The following is a 15,943-nucleotide window of genomic DNA, read 5'->3' as shown; positions in this document are numbered from 1 at the left end:
CCTCGCGCCTCAGGACCGCATGCCGACTTGTGACAACCAGCCGCCTCCCTCGGCGCGCAAACCACCATTTCCGTAAATCAAGTTGACCCGGAGCAGGTCCGGGACGGGGGCCTTGGCCCGCGCTGCCGCGCCGCCGCCCGCCGGTTCACTCCGCCCAGGCGGTCACCTTGCGATCGATGGTCTTGCGCGACACGCCGAGCCGCCGCGCGGCCTCGGCGCGATTGCCGTCGCAGAGATCGAGCACATGCAGCACATGCCGCTGCACCACCAGATCGAGGTTCTCGATGGCCTGCGCCCCGGTCACCGCGCCATGGCCCGCGAACTCATCCGGGAACCCGCCGAGGATCACCGACCGCTCGATCAGGTTCTTCAACTCGCGCACATTGCCGGGCCAATCGTAGCGCCGGAGCTTGAGCAGCGTCTCCTCGTCGAGCGCCAGCCCCGGCATGCCCAGCGTGGTGGCGAACTGGCGCATGAAAAGCGCCGCCAGCTCGACGATATCCTCGGAGCGCTCGCGCAGTGGCGGCATCTCGATCCGCATCACGTTGACCCGGTGATACAGGTCGGCGCGAAACCGCCCGGCCGCCACCGCCGAGGCCAGATCGGCGTTGGTGGCAAAGAGAAACCGCAGGTTCAGCGGAATCTCGCGCTCTGCCCCGTCGGGCCGGATCTTCTGATCCTCCAGCACCCGCAGCAACGCCGCCTGCAAGGTCTCGGGCATCTGCGCCACCTCGTCGAGAAACAGCGTTCCGCCATCGGCCAGCAGCAGCAGCCCGGGTTTCAACCGCCCGTCGCCCTCGACCGTGCCGAACAGCTCGGGCACGATCCGGTCCACCGCGATGGCGGCGCAATTGACCGCCACGAACGGCTTTTCCGCCCGATCCGACAGCCCGTGCAACTGCCGCGCCGCCAGCTCCTTGCCGGTGCCGCTCTCGCCGGTAAAGAGCACCGGCGTCGGCAGGGGCGCCAGCCGGTCGAGCAACCCGCGCACCTCGGCCAGCGCCGGCGAGGCCCCCAGAAGCTTGCCCGCCCCCGCCCCGGCATGCAGCTCGCGGCGCAGCAGAAGGTTGTCGCGCCGCAGGTTCTTGCGGTCGAGCGTGCGCGCCATGGCGCCGAGGATCTGATTGGCGCGAAAGGGTTTCAGCACGAAATCCGACACCCCGGCCCGGAGCGCGGCAATCGCGGTCTCGAGATCGGCATAGGCGGTGATCAGGATGGTATCGGCAAAGAAGCCGCGCCGGCGCTGTTCGGTCACCCAGTCGAGCCCGGTGCCCCCCGGCATGATATTGTCGAGGATCACCAGATCGAAATGATGCTCGTCCAGCGCCCGCGTCGCCTCGGCCGGTGACCCGGCACCGGAGACCCGCTTGACGCGCGGCTCGAGGATCTTGACGAGGAAATTGCGCATCCCCGGCTCGTCGTCGATCACCAGAACCTGCGCACCCGAGAGCGTGCCGCCAAACTCGTCCGAAGGGGTCATCGCCGCGCGCCGCTCACTGGACCCGGACATTCGGGCCGGAATAGGCCTCCTGCGCCGAGAACCCGAGTTCATGGAGCCCGTAATAGGCCGCGACGCCGATCAGGACGATGGCGGCAAATCCGGCGAACATGGCTTTCATTCCTTGGCTTCCTTCGTGGTGGCGGTTTTCAGAAAGGCGATCAGATCGGCGCGGTCCTGCGCCCCGGCGATCACCTGCATCGGCATCTTCGAGCCGGGAATGTAATGGTCCGGGCCCTGATCGAACAGCGCGTCGATGGTCTCTTCGTTCCAGACAATCTCCGCCCCGTCCAGCGTAGCGGAATAGCTGTAGCCTGGCAAAACCCCGGCGCGCCGGCCAAAAACGCCAAACAGGCTCGGCCCCGCCTTGCGCGACGGCCCCGGTTCCAGCGCGTGGCAGATCGAACATTTGCGCATGAACTGGCGTTCGCCGTTGGGCATGGTCGCGGCATCGCGCAGGAACGATCTTTCGCCGGAGATCCCCGGCGCAAAGGCATCGAGGCTGGCCACCGGCCAGCCATAGCCAACGTCGTCGATGCCGCCGGCATAGAGCATCGCGCCCTCGGGGCCGAAATCCAGCGCCCAGACCGGGCCCGCGCGGGTGGCGCGGAAATCGCGGGCGATCTGCCATCTGTCGGTGTCGACGATCATGATATAGCCCTGCCCGTCCCCCACCGCGAGCTGCGCGGTCTCCGCGTGCCAGGCCATGGCGAGGATCGGCCGGCGGTCGAGGGTGAAATCGGCGATCTCCGCGCCCGCCATGTCGACGATCCGCGTGCCGCCATCCACCGCGCCATAGGCGATCCAGCCGTCGCCCGCCACCAGCGTGTTGACCCCGAAGCCATGTTTCACCAGCGGCAGCGCCGCGCCGGTCGCCAGATCATAACGCAGGATCTCGCCGCCCGCCGTCCCGGCCAGCAGCACCGTGTCGCTGAGACAGGCCAGCGCGTTCACCGGCGCCCCGGGCGGGGCCAGCTCGCGCGCCGCACCGCCCTCCAGGGGCCAGATCCGCACGCTGCCGTCCCAGCTGCCGCTGGCCAGCCAGCCGCCCGAGGGCGCAAAGGCCAGCGCCGCCACCTTGCCGCGATGCCGCCCGAGCTCCCGCGCACCGGCGCCCCCGGTCTGGCGCGGCCCGCCCCGGACCTGATCCGGGGCCTCCTGGCCCGCCGCTTCGGGCTCCACCTCCACCTGCCAGAGCCGCACCGCGAAATCGTCCCCGCCCGAGGCCAGCAGACCTCCCGGCCCCCAGGCCAGCGCCGTCACCGCCGCCGCATGTCCTTCGAGCCATTGCGGCACCCGGCCGCGCCACAGCCCGACCGAATTGTCGAAACTGGCGCTGGCCACGCGGCCGTCCGGCGACACCGCCAGCGCCATCACCGGCCCGCCGTGGCCCTTGAGCGTGGTGAACTCGGCGGCCGACACCGCCGCCCCGCACACCAGTGCCAGCCCTGCAAGCGCCGCCCGCATGGCTATTCCGCCGGCTGCGCCGGGGTCTCGGGTCCGGCCTCGCGCTCTTTCACCTTGTCGAGCCAGAGCGAATGGTGCTGCTCGGCCCAATTCTCGTCGACCTGGCCCGAGCCCATAGCGTCATAGGCGCCTTCCATGCCCAGCGTGCCGATATAGATATGGCCGATGATCACCGCCATCAGCACGAACCCGACGATCGCATGCCAGAGCTGGGCATATTGCATCTCTTCCTGCGGCGACAGCGCGGTCGGGAAGGGTTGCAACCCGACCCAGTCGTAGACCCCCCAGTCGTTCAGGTGCCGGAAGGTCGCGTCGAACAGCGGCAGCTCGAAGGGAAAGAGCAGCGACAGCCCCGAGACCGACACCGAGGCGCCGAACAGGATCACCGACCAGAAGACGATCTTCTGCCCGGCGTTGAACTTCTTGGCCGGCGGGTGCTTCTTGCCGATGATGCCGCCGCCATAGCGAAACCAGGTCAGATCGGTGCGGTCCGGCAGATTGTGCCAGACCCACATCACGAAGACCATGAGGAGCCCCAGCATGAAGGCCCAGGCAACGTTGTTGTGGATGAACTTCGAGGCGATCAGCAACTGCGAGTTGAACTCCAGCCCGAACCAGCCGATGAAATACTTGCGGCCGAACAGCGTGAACAGCCCAGTGAAGGCCAGCAGGAGGAACGAGCCCGCCATCATCCAATGGGCAAAGCGCTCGATCGCCTTGAAGCGGGTGACGGTGCGGCCGGCCTTGCCGCCTTCGATCCGCACGGTGCCGCGCAGCAGAAAGAACACCGCCAGCAGGCCGATCGTGCCAAGCAGCAGCCAGCCGCCATAGATGCGCAGCGGCCCCTCGCGCAACTCGAGCCACCACATGCCATTGTCCTGCACCAGCACACCGCCGGCCGGATGCGCGGTGCTGACGTTCACATTGGCCTCGTTATAGCGCAGCGCACGCCAGAAATCGCTGTCCGAGGCGCCGCCCAGCGGGCCGAGCTGCGGCACCGCTGCGGGTTCGTCCAGATCGTTGCCCCGGCGAAAGCTGTCGTCGACCGGCAGCCCGCGCTGGCGCCGCAGGATGTCCTCCAGCGTCTGCGCGCCGCCGGTGGCGGTGCGGTCCACCGGCGGGGCCGTGCTCTCGACCGGCGGGCGGGCTTCGAATTCGGTTTGGGCCTCCTGCGCCGCCAGCGGGGCGGTGAACAGGACAAGGCAGAGTACGGCCATCAGATGGCGCAGCATGGAGGTCTCCCGCGATCAATTCGGAGGCGCAAACGCGGCGACCCGAGAGCCGCCGCGCCAGTGGAATATGTCAGGGCGGCGGGCCGATCCGGCCCCGCCCGCCGCAGGCGTCGGGTGGGGTCTCACCCCACCTTCGGCGCGCGCGCGGTCGGGTGTCGGGTGCCCCTGATCAGCCGCCCTTCTGTTCGTAGGCCGTGCCCCAGCCCCAGGCACCGGAGCCGAAGCCGCGGGCCACTACACGCTCGCGGTAGATCGCCGACACCACGTCGCCGTCGCCCGCCAGAAGCGCCTTGGTCGAACACATCTCGGCGCAGAGCGGCAGCTTGCCCTCGGCGATCCGGTTGCGCCCGTACTTCGAGAACTCGGCCTGGCTGTGGTTTTCCTCGGGGCCGCCGGCGCAGAAGGTGCATTTGTCCATCTTGCCGCGCGATCCGAAGTTGCCCGCCTGCGGATATTGCGGCGCGCCGAAGGGGCACGCGTAGAAGCAATAGCCGCAGCCGATGCACAGATCCTTGGAGTGCAGGACGATGCCCTCCTCGTTCTGGTAGAAGCAGTCGACCGGGCACACCGCCATGCAGGGCGCATCCGAACAATGCATGCAGGCCACCGAGATCGACCGCTCGCCGGGCGACCCGTCCTGGATGGTCACGACGCGCCTTCGGTTGATCCCCCAGGGCACCTCATGTTCGTTCTTGCAGGCCGTGACGCAGGCGTTGCATTCGATGCAGCGCTCGGCGTCACAGAGAAACTTCGCTCTAGCCATATCTCTTTCTCCTTACGCTGGCATGATCTTGCAGAGAGTCGCTTTCGTCTCCTGCATCTGGGTCACGCTGTCATAGCCATAGGTCTGGGCCACGTTGGTCGATTCCCCCAGGACATAGGGGTCGGCCCCGTCGGGGTATTTCGACCTCTGGTCCTCGCCCTGGTAGTGCCCGCCGAAGTGGAAGGGCATGAAGGCCACGCCCTCGCCCACCCGCGGCGTCACCATCGCCATGACCTTGACCCTGCCGCCCTCCGGCCCTTCGACCCAGACCTGGCTGCCGTCCCGCACACCCAGGTTGTTGGCGTCGCGCGGGTTGATCTCGACAAACATGTCCTGCTGCAACTCGGCCAGCCAGGGGTTCGACCGGGTCTCGTCGCCGCCGCCTTCATATTCGACCAGCCGGCCGGACGTCAGGATCATCGGGTAATCCTTGCTGAAGTCCTGCTTCTGGATCGAGGCGTACATCGTCGGCAACCGGTAGAACTTGCGGTCCTCGTAGGTCGGATAATCCGCCACCAGATCGCGCCGGTTGGTATAAAGCGGCTCGCGGTGCAGCGGGATCGGATCCGGGAAGGTCCAGACAACGGCACGGGCCTTGGCATTGCCAAAGGGCGCGCAGCCATGCTTGATCGCGACCCGCTGGATGCCGCCCGACAGGTCGGTCTTCCAGTTGATCGTGCTGACCTTCTCGTTGAAATCCGAGGGGAAGGGCGACATCGCCTGCTCGCCGACCTCCTCGGCCGCGCCCTGGGTGCCGTTCGGCTGGGCCAGGTTCTGGCCTTCTGCGGTCTGCTGCACCGTGTCGCTCTGATCGGCCTCCGGTGTCGCATTGGCCGCTTCCTCGCCGTCGTCCTGATTGCCGACCGCCGAGTCGTTCAGCCCCTCGACCCCGGCAATCCGGCCCATGGTGCGCTTTTCCGCCTCGGTCAGATCGCCATCCCAGCCCAGATCCACCAGCATCTGATAGGTGAACTCGGGATAGCCGTCCTGAAGCTCCGCCCCGGGGTTCGACACGCCTTCGGCCAGCAGATTGTCGCCATCCCGCTCGACGCCGAACCGGGCCCGGAAACACAGCCCGCCTTCGGCCACCGGCTTCGACATGTCATAGAGATTGGGCGTGCCGGGATGGTTCAGCTCGGGATTGCCCCAGCTTGGCCAGGGCAGGCCGTAGTAATCGCCGTCCGCCGGGCCGCCGATGGCCTGCAACGTGGTGCGGTCAAAGGTGTGCTGGTTGTCCATGTGCAGCTTCAGCCGTTCCGGCGACTGGCCGGTATAACCGATCGTCCACATGCCCCGGTTGATCTCGCGAAGGGTGTCCTCGGCGTCGGGCGTGATGCCGTCCTCCTCGAGCGCGATATTGCGGAACATGCGGTCGTGAAAGCCGAACTTCCTGGCAAACAGGCCGATGATCTCCTGGTCCGGCTTGCTCTCGAACAGCGGCGCCACCACCCGTTCGCGCCATTGCAGCGAGCGGTTGGAAGCGGTGACCGAACCGCGGGTTTCGAACTGCGTCGCCGCCGGCAGCAGATAGACGCCATCGGTGCGGTCGTGCAGCACCGCCGAGACCGTGGGATAGGGGTCGATCACCACCAGGGTGTCGAGCATCTCCATCGCCTTTTTCATCTCGGTCATGCGGGTCTGCGAGTTGGGCGCATGGCCCCAGAGCACCATGGCCCGCACCTTGTCGGGGTTGTCCATGTTCTCGGGGTCTTCCAGCACGCCATCGATCCAGCGCGACACCGGGATGCCGGTGAGGGTCTGAAGCGATTTCTCCTTGCCGTCCTTGTCGGTGACCTTGGCAAACTGCGCGGCGAGCCATTCCGGGTCTTCCTCCCAGACGCGCGCCCAATGGGCCCAGGCGCCGTTCGACAGCCCGTAGTACCCCGGCAATGTGTGCGACAGCACGCCCAGATCGGTCGCGCCCTGCACGTTGTCATGGCCGCGGAAGATGTTGGTGCCGCCGCCGGTGGTGCCCATGTTGCCAAGCGCCAGTTGCAGGATGCAATAGGCGCGGGTGTTGTTGTTGCCATTGGTGTGCTGGGTGCCGCCCATGCACCAGATCACGGTGCCGGGGCGGTTGTTGGCCAGCGTCATCGCCACGCGGCGCAGCTGGCTGCCCGGCGTGCCGGTGACCCGTTCCACCTCTTCCGGCGTCCAATTGGCCACCTCGGCGCGGATCTGATCCATCCCCCAGACCCGGGTGCGGATGAACTCCTTGTCCTCCCAGCCGTTCTCGAAGATGTGCCAGAGAATGCCCCAGATCAGCGCCACGTCCGAACCGGGCCGGAACCGCACGTATTCATCGGCATGGGCCGCGGTGCGGGTGAAGCGCGGATCGCAGACGATCAGCGGCGCGTTGTTCTGCTCCTTGGCGCGCAGCACGTGCAGCAGCGAGACGGGATGCGCCTCGGCCGGGTTGCCGCCGATGATGAAGATCGCGCGGCTGTTGTGAATGTCGTTGTAGCTGTTGGTCATGGCGCCGTAGCCCCATGTGTTGGCCACACCCGCAACGGTCGTCGAATGGCAGATCCGGGCCTGGTGATCGACGTTGTTGCTGCCCCAATAGGCCGCGAACTTGCGGAACAGATAGGCCTGTTCATTGGAATGCTTGGCCGAGCCCAGCCAATAGACCGAATCCGGCCCGCTTTCCTCGCGGATCGTCATCATCTGGTCGCCGATCTCGTCGATCGCCTGTTCCCAGGAAATCCGCTTCCACTCGCCGCCCTCTTTCTTCATCGGGTACTTGAGCCGGCGCTCGCCGTGGGCGTGTTCGCGCACGCTCGCGCCCTTGGCGCAATGGGCGCCCAGGTTGAACGGGCTGTCCCAGCCGGGCTCCTGCCCGATCCAGACGCCGTCGCTAACCTCGGCCATCACGGTGCAGCCGACCGAGCAATGGGTGCAGACCGATTTGCGAATTTCGACGCTGCCCCGCGGCGCGGTCTGGGCCGAAGCCGGTTTCACCGTGCCGCCGGTCGCGGCAATCGCGGCCATTCCGCCGATCGCCAGACCCGATCCGCGCAGGAACGCGCGGCGGTCCACCGAAGCCTTGGCCACGTCTGACAGGATCGAGCCCCGCTGGGGGCGTCGCGCAACCCCGTTGGTCTTTTTCCTCAACATGTCGTTTCCTCCCTTGCAGGCAGCCTGCGAGCCCTTGCTCCAGCCGCGCGCTTGGTACTGTTGTTGGCCTCCGGGCAGTCGGGCGTCACGCAACCAGTCGCTCTTGGCCTGTCTTCGGTCCGGTTGGCTCCGGGCCGCGTTGTCTTCAGAACTTCGCGCTGGCGAAGTAGGCCCGGGTATGGGCCGTGTCCTGCATCCTCTCGGAAGTCAGGTCGGGTTCCGAGGCCTCCGCCTCCGTCCCGCTGGCCGCCACCGCGACCGCCGCAATCGGCGCCGTGGTCCCGGCCAGTTTCAGGAAATCGCGGCGGCTTGCGCCCCGGTCCTTGGCACTGTCGTCAGCCATGACGTCTCTCCCCTTCTGGTTCCGACGGTCGCCCGCCGCTCGTTGTGGCGCCCGCAGGCACCGGTTCAGCCAAGACGGAAGGCCTCCGTCTCGACGCTCATGAACACCTGGCCGATGCGGCCCACCGGCGCGTAAAAGACGCTGTTCCGGGCGCCTTCGAGATCGGCAAAAAAATGCCCGGCCCAGGGGCCGATATGCCTGGCAAAGAAGTCCTTCTGCGCGCCCAGATCCGCCGGATCGCGGAACCGCCCGGCAATGATCGCGCCCATCATCTCCATCAGGCTGGCGATATTGTCCTCGGGTTCAAACACGGTGTCGGCCCGCTCCAGCCCGAGCTTGGCCATGTCCTGCCGCAGCAGCGCCAGCGGCTTTTCGTTGAGAAAGCCGGTCAGGTAATAAGAGGCATAAGGCAGCAGCTCGCCGCGCCCCAGACCGATGAACAGCTTGTTGTATTCGCTCTCGGCCGCCTGCGGCTTGGTCACCTTGGCCAGCTTGGCCAGGGTGGTGATCGCCTGGCCCAGCGCGCTGTCATCGCCGGTCAGCCCGGCGGTCTGCGCCAGCAGCATCTCGTCCGGCGGGCCGGAGAGGATCACCCCGAGGAAATTATAGAGATCCGCGCGCAGGCGGTCCTCTTCGGCAATGCTGGGTGCGGTGGCAGTGGTCATTCAAACCCTTTCGAAAGTGAAACGCATGCGGCGGTGGCGCGGTGCGAGGGGGGCGGGATCCTCCGCGTCCGCCGGCAGACCCGCCAGCGCGCTGCCGTCCCGGACCCGTTCCGGGACCGCATCGCCGGCCTCGGCCAACTCGCCCCGGAGCTGATCCTGCCCGCCCCGGACCCGATCCGGGGGGGCCTCGGTGTTTGTCTCGGTCTCATCGTCAGAGACAGAAGTCCCGGAGCAGGTCCGGGACGCGAGAGCCTCGGCATCAACCGCGGTCGCCTGGTTCAGCGCGACCTCCGTGGCCTCATCGGCATCCTCCAGCCCCCGGAACTGCTCGAGCATCCCCTTGCCGACCGTATAGAGCGACTGCATGTTCTCGACGCACATTGCCGTGTCGGTGAAATCCTCGCCGTAATCGACCAGCCCGTCGACATTGGCCAGAACCGGGTTCAGCCCCCAGAGCCGCCGCAGGGCCCGCCGCTTCAGCCGGTCGGGCAGCGCATGTTTGAGGAACGCCCGGATCTCCTCGGCACTGACCAGCGCCTCGGGCTCCTTCAGCCCGGCCTCGGCCAAAAGCTCGGCATCCGGCCGCGCCTCCAGCGCCTGCGCCTCGGCCTGGCGCAAGGAGGCCTCGTGCGCCTCTGCCTCGGCCCGGGCCTCGGCCGCCACCGCGGCACGGCGTTTCAGCCAGGCGCTCATGACAGCCGCCTCCGCTTCAGGGCCGGCGAGGCATAGATATCCGCCGGCTTGCCGATCCGCGGATCGCCCACCCCGTCCTGCACCAGATCGACGCGCGTCCGGTCGCGGCGCCGCTTCACGAACACCTCGTCCTGGTGGAAATCCTCGACGAACTCCCGCACCCAGGCCACCAGCCCATGCGGCATCGGCACCTTCTCGACGATCTCTTCACCGCTGTCGGTGTAATCCTGCGCCTCGTAGGGCGAGGCCGTCACCAGCACCACCTCGAGCGGCGGATCGCCCGCCGCTTCGCGCATCACCACATAGAGGCTGGGCACCCGCGCGCTGATGCCGTGCAGATAGGCCTCGGTCTCGGCGCCGTGCAATTCGAGCGTCATGGTCGCGGCGTGATATTCCACCGCCCCGTCTTCCTGGCGCATCACCCGCCAATCCGCCGGCCCCGCGCCCGGCAGCACGGCGCTCGCCGTCCAGTGCCAGGCCGCCCAACGCGTGGCGCCGGGCGTCTTGCGCAGGACCACGCCGACCGGCAGCGTGCGGTACATCTTCGGATTGTGGATCACTTTGACTTGTCTCTCCCTGCCGTCAGCTTGAAATGCGCCTGCCACGGCCGCCAAGCGCTTTCTGCGATCGCGGCGGAAATTCCCGGTGCGCCGGACAATTTGACCGGCCCGACCGGGGGGATTTGGCGGCCTCGGTCGATTTGTCCAACCTGATGATTTTTGTCTGATTAGCCGATCGCGCAGCTGCGGCGAATCAACTGCCCCGGATGCTGCCGCGCAGCACTGGGGGCACCGGCCCGGAGCGGCAGAAAACCGGTTGTGGTCCCGGGGCGAACGCGATTAGCGTGATGCCGCGCCGGGCCTCGAAAGAGGTGGGGAGAGGGCGCGGCTCCGGAGGAGAAAATCATGCCCAAGACCTTGATAACATGCGATTGTCAGGGATCGATGCAAATCGATTCGCAGGCCCTCGCCGAGCGCGCCGGCCTGGACGTCGCCGCCCCCTGTCAGGCGCTGTGCCAGGGCCAGATCGACCGCGCCGCAGAGGCCTTGACATCCGGAGATGCGATTTTCTGCTGCACCCAGGAGGGCCGGACATTTAGCGCTTTGGCCGAGGAGCTGGGGGTCGAGGCCCCCGCCCTGCTCGATCTGCGCGACCGCGCCGGTTGGAGCGCAGATCCGGCCCCGAAGCTGCCCAAAATGTCCGCCCTTCTGGCCGAGGCCCTGCTGCCCGCGCGGTCCGACCGCAGCCTCGACGTGGTCTCCGAGGGGCTCTGCCTGGTCCTCGGCCCGGCCGAGGTGGCGCTCGAAGCCGCGGCGCAGCTTGCGCCGCACCTGAGCGTGACCGTGCTGCTCGACGATGCGACCGATCTGGCCGACCGGCCCGATTTCGACGTCATCGCCGGCCGGCTGCGCAAGGCCAGCGGCGCGCTTGGCCAGTTCTCGGTCACCATCGACGCGCTGCGCATGATCGACCCCACCGGGCGCGGCCCGCTGGGCTTTACCGCGCCGCGCGACGGCGGCCAGAGCGAATGCGACATCCTGCTCGACCTGCGCGGCGCACCGCCGCTGTTCCCGGCGCATGAGAAACGCGAAGGCTACCTGCGCGCCGATCCCGCGCATCCGCCCTCGGTCGCCGCTGCCGTGATGGCCGCCTCGCACCTTGTCGGCACCTTCGAAAAGCTGCTGCATGTGCGCACCGAGCCGCTGCTCTGCGCTCATTCCCGCGCCGAGCAGACCGGCTGCACCCGCTGTCTCGATCTCTGCCCTACCGGCGCGATCTCGCCCACCGGGGAATTCGTCACCGTCGATCCGATGATCTGTGCCGGCTGCGGCGCCTGTTCCGCCGCCTGCCCCTCCGGCGCGATCAGCTATGACGCGCCCCCCGTCGATCTCATCATGGCCCGCGTCCAGACCTTGGCCACGGCCTACCGCGAGGCCGGCGGCGCCACCCCGCGCTTGCTGGTCCACGACGGCCACGGCGCCGAGATGATCCGCCTCGCGGCCCGCCATGGCCGCGGGTTGCCCGCCACCGTCATCCCGCTGGAACTGCCCGAGCTCAACGCCTTCGGCCATGCCGAGGCGCTGGCCGCGCTGGCCGCCGGTTTCGCCGATGTCACCCTGCTGCCCGGCCCCAAGACCGAGCGCCCCGCCATGGAGGCGCAGGTGGAACTGGCCCGCGCCATGGCCGGCGAAACGGTGGCGGTGCTCGACACCACCGACCCCGACGCCCTGTCCGACGCGCTCTTTGACGCCACGCCGCCGGCGCCGCTGGCCACTCCGGTCCGCCCCATCGGCACCCGCCGCCAGATCGCGCGCCAATCCGCCCGCGCGCTCAACCCCGGCACCGAAACCCTGCCGCTGCCCGAAGGCGCGCCCTACGGTGCCGTGCTGGTCGATACCGAGGCCTGCACGCTCTGCCTGTCCTGCGTCTCGCTCTGCCCCTCGGGCGCTTTGGGCGACAACCCCGACCTGCCGCAGTTGCGCTTTCAGGAGGACGCCTGCCTGCAATGCGGCCTCTGCGCCAATGTCTGCCCCGAGGATGCGATTACCTACGTGCCGCGTCTCGATCTGACCGAGGCGGCGCTGTCGCAGCGCGTGCTGAACGAGGAAGAGCCCTTTGCCTGTATCGAATGCGGCGCGCTCTTCGGGGTGAAATCCTCGGTCGAGCGGATCATGGCCAAGCTGGAGGGCCACGCCATGTTCACCGGCGACAAGCTGCGGATGATCCAGATGTGCGACGATTGCCGGGTGCAGGCGCAGTTCCACAGCACCGACAACCCGTTCAGCGGCGGCGAGCGCCCCAGGGTCCGCACCACCGACGATTACCTGTCGAAGCGGCGCGATCACTGATGCTGGATCGGCGCCCCCAGATCTTTGGCCTGCATCGCCGAGACATAGGCGAGCAAGGCCTCGACCTCGTCGAGGCTCATCTCGATCGGCACGATGGGCGGCGGGCGCTGGTCGCTGAACGGTTCGGTCACGCCGTCGATGATCATGAAGGCCGGATGGGGGTTGAGCAGGTAGAAGGCGGCGAACCGCTCGTTCCAGTCGGGCAGGCTGCGCAGAATGCCGAAGGACGGCGTGGAGCCGATGGTGCTCATCCGGCTGGCCTCGTCTACCGCATGGCAGCGCCGGCACTTGGCGCGCGACACCTCATGGCCGAGCCTGGCGTCGCCGTCAAAGCTGACCTCGACGGGTTCGGCCTCGGCCTTGCTGGCCTCGGAAAAAAGCGCCACCCCGTCCGGCGCATACGCCAGCGCCGTGCGCTGCCCCACATCGCTGGTCAGCCAGTCGGCGAAACGGGCGGCATCCGCGTCGTCGGTCGCCAGCGCCATGTGCCAGACCTGCCCCGCGCCTTCGAAGAGCGCCCGGCCCGCGTCGCCCAGCACCATGTCGGCCGCCTCCGGGTCCGCGACCCGCTGCACCTTGACCTGGGTCTTGAGCGAGAACCGCGGCAGGATGTAGTCGAGCACGCCGGTCGCCGCCAGCGCCTCGGGCGCATAGAGCCGCAACAGCCGGTCCTCGGCGCGGGCCCCGAGGGGCAGGCCGAGGATCAACAGCATTATCATCAGACGGCGGGCCATGGCCCATGCTAGGGTGAGCCCTGCCGCGCAGTCAAACAAAGGAAACGAGATGTCCGACGATTTCAACATGTCCATGCGCAAATTCCTGAAACAGGTGGGCGTCACCTCGCAGCAGGCCATCGAGGAGGCCATGCGCGAAGCCGACACCCGCGGCAAGACCTATGCGGTCAAGGCCGTGGTCACCATCGAAGAACTGGACCTGACCCATGAGGTCACCGGCCAGATCAAGGGTCAGGAGTAAATCTTGCTGGATCGCGAAAAGGTACTGGCCGCACTGAAACAGGTCTCCGATCCGGTCTCGGGCGGCGACCTGATGGCCTCGGGCGTGGTGCGCGCGCTGAATGTCGAACAGGACGCGGTGCGCTTTGTCATGGAGATCCCGCCGTCGCGCGCCGATGCTTACACCCGCGCGCGCGACCAGGCCGAACAGGTGCTGAAATCCGCCGGCGCCACGAATGTCTCGATCGTGCTGACCGCGCATGAGGAAAAGGCACCGCCCGACCTGAAACCGCAGGCCCCCAAGGCGCAGGGGCCCGAACGGGTGCCCGGCGTGGCGCATATCATCGCCATCGCCTCGGGCAAGGGCGGCGTGGGCAAATCCACCGTCGCCGCCAACCTCGCCTGCGCGCTGGCGCAGCAGGGCCGCAAGGTCGGGCTTCTGGACGCCGACGTCTACGGCCCGTCGCAGCCGCGCATGCTGGGGGTCTCGGGTCGGCCCGCCTCGCCCGACGGCAAGACCATCCTGCCGCTCAGGAACCACGGCGTCACGCTGATGTCGCTGGGGCTGATGACCAATGACGATCAGGCGGTGGTCTGGCGCGGGCCGATGCTGATGGGCGCCTTGCAGCAGATGCTGTTCCAGGTGCAATGGGGCGCGCTCGACTGCCTGATCGTCGACCTGCCGCCCGGCACGGGCGACGTGCAGATGACCCTGGCGCAGAAAACCCAGGTCGATGGCGCGCTGATCGTCTCGACCCCGCAGGACGTGGCGCTGCTGGATGCCCGCAAGGGGATCGACATGTTCACCCAATTGAAAGTGCCGCTGCTCGGCATGATCGAGAACATGTCCACCCATATCTGTTCCTCCTGCGGCCATGAAGAGCATGTTTTCGGCCACGGCGGCGTGGCGGCAGAGGCGCAGAAGCTGGGCGTGCCGCTGCTGGCCGAAGTGCCGCTGCATATCGACATCCGGCTGGCCGCCGACGGTGGCGCGCCGATCGTCGTGAGCCAGCCCGACAGCGCCCAGGCCCGGGCCTTCCGCGACGTGGCCAATGCGCTGGTCGCCGAGGGCGTCGCATGACCGAGACGCTCACCTTTCCGCCGCTGATGTGGGACGAGGCGGCCAACGGGCCGGCCTTCGACCATGCGGTGATGCGGGCGGTGACGGGCTGCGACGCCGGGCTGATCGCGCATCGGCTCAAGCCCGAGCTGATGCAGGCGGCGCTGGTCTTTGCCCCCGAGGTGGCGCTGTCGCGGGCCATGGCGATGCTGCCGGCCTGCGCGGTGGGGTTTCAGAACGCGCTCGGCGCGCTGGCCCCGCCCGAGGTTGCCGTGCATCTCGACTGGGACGGCGGCATTCGCGTCAACGGCGCCTCCTGCGGCGGTTTCCGGGTGATGGCCGCCACGCAGGAACCCGCCGACACGCCGGATTGGCTGGTGGTGGGTTTCGAGCTGCCGCTGCTGCCCGGCGTGCCCGAGATGGGCGCAACGCCCGAGACCACCGCGCTTTATGTCGAAGGCTGCGCCGATGTCACCCCGCCCGCCCTGCTCGAAGCCTGGGCGCGGCACACCCTGAACTGGGTCACCCGTTGGGACGCCGACGGCCCCCGCGCGCTGCACGCGGAATGGCGCGGGCTGGTGCATGGCATCGGCGAAGAGATCACGCTCTGCGGCCAGTCCGGCAGCTTCCTCGGGGCCGACGAAGACTTTGGCGCGCTCTTGCGCCAGGGCGACGAAACCCGCCTGATCCCCCTGACCGCCCTGCTGGAGGAAGCGCCATGAAACTCGCCCGCGCGATCCATTTCGACGAAAGCGACGCCCGCGTCTATGCCTCGCCTGCCCGCACCGGCGAATGGTGCGTCTCGGGCGGCTTCGAGTTTTCCAACTGGTCCGAGGGCGACCTCACCGGCAAGGCGCGGCAGGCCTTCGCCAACGGCTGGCTTGGGCTCGAAACCTTCGGCCGGGTCACCTTCGTCGCCGTCATCGAGGCACAGCCCGAGGAGGTCGAGGCGCTGACCGAGGCGCTGGCGCAGCATTTCGTCACCTATTACGCCGCCCCCTCGGTCGAGGCCGCCCGCCCGGTCGCGGCCGAGGAGATCGCCCATATGGCGACGCTCTGCGAGGATCACGACGCCAACACCCTGCTCACCGTCGCCCGCGAGCTGACCGAGGCCGGCGTGCGCGAGGCATTCCGGGTGATCGAGGCCCAGGCCGCCGGGCTCGAGCAATTCGCAATCCACGGCTCACTCGACGAATGACCCCGCCCCGACCCTGATCCCCCACATAACCCCGCCCCGGACTTGATCCGGGGCCTCCCTGCCAGATAGCCCGCCCCGGACCTGATCCGAAGCCTCCCCGCCAGA

The 15,943-nt window shown here is 68.0% G+C and carries 16 protein-coding genes; 5 read left to right on the top strand and 11 right to left on the bottom strand.

Annotated elements, in window-relative coordinates; translation table 11 throughout:
* Positions 1 to 145 precede the first annotated feature (145 nt).
* From BMW90_RS18980 to BMW90_RS18940, 10 genes are all read right to left on the bottom strand, one after another.
* Positions 146 to 1,480 carry a sigma-54-dependent transcriptional regulator gene (locus BMW90_RS18980; RefSeq protein ID WP_048535586.1) on the bottom strand — a complete coding sequence of 445 codons (1,335 nt, stop codon included), beginning with the start codon at positions 1,478 to 1,480 and terminating at the stop codon, positions 146 to 148.
* A gap of 13 nt (positions 1,481 to 1,493) precedes the next feature.
* Positions 1,494 to 1,619: a hypothetical protein gene (locus BMW90_RS27220; protein WP_274563795.1), complete on the bottom strand. Its 126-nt coding sequence runs from the start codon at positions 1,617 to 1,619 to the stop codon at positions 1,494 to 1,496.
* Positions 1,616 to 2,965 (bottom strand): c-type cytochrome, encoded by a 1,350-nt coding sequence (locus tag BMW90_RS18975; RefSeq protein WP_074838035.1) that lies wholly within the window; start codon positions 2,963 to 2,965, stop codon positions 1,616 to 1,618. The genes BMW90_RS27220 and BMW90_RS18975 overlap by 4 nt, the downstream gene beginning before the upstream one ends.
* A 2-nt stretch (positions 2,966 to 2,967) precedes the next feature.
* On the bottom strand, positions 2,968 to 4,197 hold the full coding sequence (locus BMW90_RS18970) for a formate dehydrogenase subunit gamma (RefSeq protein ID WP_074838032.1): 1,230 nt from the start codon (positions 4,195 to 4,197) through the stop codon (positions 2,968 to 2,970).
* 169 nt (positions 4,198 to 4,366) lie between these two features.
* Positions 4,367 to 4,960: a formate dehydrogenase FDH3 subunit beta gene (gene fdh3B, locus BMW90_RS18965; RefSeq protein ID WP_048535591.1), complete on the bottom strand. Its 594-nt coding sequence runs from the start codon at positions 4,958 to 4,960 to the stop codon at positions 4,367 to 4,369.
* A 12-nt stretch (positions 4,961 to 4,972) separates the two neighbouring features.
* Positions 4,973 to 8,077 (bottom strand): formate dehydrogenase subunit alpha, encoded by a 3,105-nt coding sequence (locus tag BMW90_RS18960; RefSeq protein WP_048535592.1) that lies wholly within the window; start codon positions 8,075 to 8,077, stop codon positions 4,973 to 4,975.
* Between the two features lie 145 nt (positions 8,078 to 8,222).
* Positions 8,223 to 8,420 carry a hypothetical protein gene (locus BMW90_RS18955; protein WP_048535593.1) on the bottom strand — a complete coding sequence of 66 codons (198 nt, stop codon included), beginning with the start codon at positions 8,418 to 8,420 and terminating at the stop codon, positions 8,223 to 8,225.
* A gap of 65 nt (positions 8,421 to 8,485) precedes the next feature.
* Positions 8,486 to 9,085 carry a TorD/DmsD family molecular chaperone gene (locus tag BMW90_RS18950; protein WP_048535594.1) on the bottom strand — a complete coding sequence of 200 codons (600 nt, stop codon included), beginning with the start codon at positions 9,083 to 9,085 and terminating at the stop codon, positions 8,486 to 8,488.
* Positions 9,086 to 9,778: a DUF3306 domain-containing protein gene (locus BMW90_RS18945; protein WP_074838030.1), complete on the bottom strand. Its 693-nt coding sequence runs from the start codon at positions 9,776 to 9,778 to the stop codon at positions 9,086 to 9,088.
* A complete protein-coding gene (locus BMW90_RS18940) occupies positions 9,775 to 10,308 on the bottom strand; it encodes a DUF3305 domain-containing protein (protein WP_074838072.1) in 534 nt (177 codons plus the stop codon). Before BMW90_RS18940 ends, BMW90_RS18945 begins: the two co-directional genes overlap by 4 nt.
* A gap of 375 nt (positions 10,309 to 10,683) precedes the next feature.
* Here BMW90_RS18940 and BMW90_RS18935 point away from each other — a divergent pair, with 375 nt between their 5' ends.
* Positions 10,684 to 12,627: a 4Fe-4S binding protein gene (locus BMW90_RS18935; protein WP_074838028.1), complete on the top strand. Its 1,944-nt coding sequence runs from the start codon at positions 10,684 to 10,686 to the stop codon at positions 12,625 to 12,627.
* On the opposite strand, the gene BMW90_RS18930 is transcribed toward BMW90_RS18935, so the two are convergent.
* The gene (locus tag BMW90_RS18930) at positions 12,621 to 13,361 is read right to left on the bottom strand and encodes a hypothetical protein (protein WP_048535598.1); all 741 of its coding nucleotides are present in this window, start codon (positions 13,359 to 13,361) and stop codon (positions 12,621 to 12,623) included. The genes BMW90_RS18935 and BMW90_RS18930 overlap by 7 nt on opposite strands.
* Positions 13,362 to 13,410: 49 nt before the next feature.
* On the opposite strand from BMW90_RS18930, the gene BMW90_RS18925 reads away from it, so the two are divergent.
* From BMW90_RS18925 to BMW90_RS18910, 4 genes are read left to right on the top strand one after another with little or no spacing between them, the layout of a single operon-like run.
* Positions 13,411 to 13,602, top strand: coding sequence for a DUF6494 family protein (locus tag BMW90_RS18925; RefSeq protein WP_048535599.1), 192 nt, complete (start codon positions 13,411 to 13,413; stop codon positions 13,600 to 13,602).
* Positions 13,603 to 14,661 (top strand): iron-sulfur cluster carrier protein ApbC, encoded by a 1,059-nt coding sequence (gene apbC, locus BMW90_RS18920; protein WP_048535600.1) that lies wholly within the window; start codon positions 13,603 to 13,605, stop codon positions 14,659 to 14,661.
* The gene (locus BMW90_RS18915; RefSeq protein WP_074838024.1) at positions 14,658 to 15,362 is read left to right on the top strand and encodes a biotin/lipoate--protein ligase family protein; all 705 of its coding nucleotides are present in this window, start codon (positions 14,658 to 14,660) and stop codon (positions 15,360 to 15,362) included. Before apbC ends, BMW90_RS18915 begins: the two co-directional genes overlap by 4 nt.
* Positions 15,359 to 15,838 carry a DUF6505 family protein gene (locus BMW90_RS18910; protein ID WP_074838020.1) on the top strand — a complete coding sequence of 160 codons (480 nt, stop codon included), beginning with the start codon at positions 15,359 to 15,361 and terminating at the stop codon, positions 15,836 to 15,838. Before BMW90_RS18915 ends, BMW90_RS18910 begins: the two co-directional genes overlap by 4 nt.
* Positions 15,839 to 15,943 lie beyond the last annotated feature (105 nt).

It is taken from the genome of Marinovum algicola (assembly GCF_900109145.1).
Classification (GTDB): domain Bacteria; phylum Pseudomonadota; class Alphaproteobacteria; order Rhodobacterales; family Rhodobacteraceae; genus Marinovum; species Marinovum algicola.
The sequence above is the reverse complement of the archived record's forward strand: the minus strand, read 5'-3'. Positions and strand labels throughout refer to the sequence as shown.